Raw genomic sequence first — 1,240 nt, forward strand, 5'->3', positions numbered from 1 at the left:
GCAATACCGGTGATTTAGGCTGTTTGCCGGTGGGTCGGTCTGGGCTTGGTCGGTCCGACCAGGGTTACGCGGGGTGTGTCCGGCCGGCGCGGATTGCGGTGCTCGGCGCGTTTGAGCTTCCAGCTGGACATCTTGCGTTTGATGACGCGCGGGCTTGAGCGCGACCGTCGGGGTGACAAGAGCCGTTCGCGGATCTCATGCAGGGCCGTGATCAGTGCCCGGGCCAGCCGGGAGGGGGGAAAGTGCCGCCTGGTCGGTGACGTGGCGGCGGACGACGCGCAGGGCGCGGGTGAAGGAAATCCGGTCCGGGTCCTGCTCGGATTGCTGTGCGGCCTGGTGCATGAGGTCTCGCAAGGCGTGGTGGACCAGCAGGAAGGCGAAGATCTCCTGCTCGACCCCGCGGGGGTGCTGCGAGCGCAGGACGAGGCGGGGACCTCCAAGATGGGTCTTGATCTCATCCAGCGTGCTCTCGATCTCCCACCGCTGGGCATACAGCGCGGCCAGCGACGCGGCAGAGGCGGCCTTCGGGTCCAGGACGGTGGTGATCAGTCGATACACCGTTCCGCCCTCGCCGCCGCGGCCGAGGGTGTACTCGATCACCCGGACCCGGATCGGATCGGCCCGTCGGTTCTTGTCCCGGGCGGCGACGATCTCCGAGAGGTAGGAGCCGTCCTCCAGCAGGGCGCGGACGGGCAGTACGGCGTCGTTCTTGACTCGCCACAGCAGGTCGGCGCCGGTTGCGGCGGCGGCCCGCAACAGGTCGAAGCCGCGAAAGCCCCGGTCGGCCAGCAGCATCATCCCCGGCCTCAGCGAGCCGAACAGCCGCTGAGCCAGCTCGGTTTCATGGACAGCCAGGGGCCCAGCCTCGGCCGCGAAGACAGCGTGGGTGCCGCACTCGGCCAGTGCGGCCACCCTCACCTGCGGATAGGCGCTCTTCTCCTGTCCGCGGCTGACTCCCGGGCGGCCGAAGAAGGCGGCATTGGCTTCGGTGTCCGGCACGTCGAAGGTGGTGCCGTCCACCGCGACCAGCCGCCACCCCCGATACCAGGCCCCGCTCGTCCGCTCGGTCGCCACCGGCCGGCACACCCGGGCAAACAGCGCCTTCAGCGGCTTTGGGCCCAGCCGCAGACGGGCCCGGCCGATCGCCGCGGTGGTCGGCACCTGCCAGGTCCCCTTCCATCGGCCCATCCGCTGAAGGCCGTGCGTCAGGAGCCGGGCGACCTCCTCATAGCCCTGTCCG

General features: G+C 70.0%; 1 protein-coding gene. It reads right to left on the reverse strand.

What is annotated here, in order from left to right; genetic code table 11:
* Positions 1-195: 195 nt before the first annotated feature.
* On the reverse strand, positions 196-1,240 hold a 1,045-nt coding region (locus AC069R_RS34080; protein ID WP_478770565.1), incomplete at its 5' end, for an IS4 family transposase.

The organism is Streptomyces sp. NPDC043952 (genome assembly GCF_056435325.1).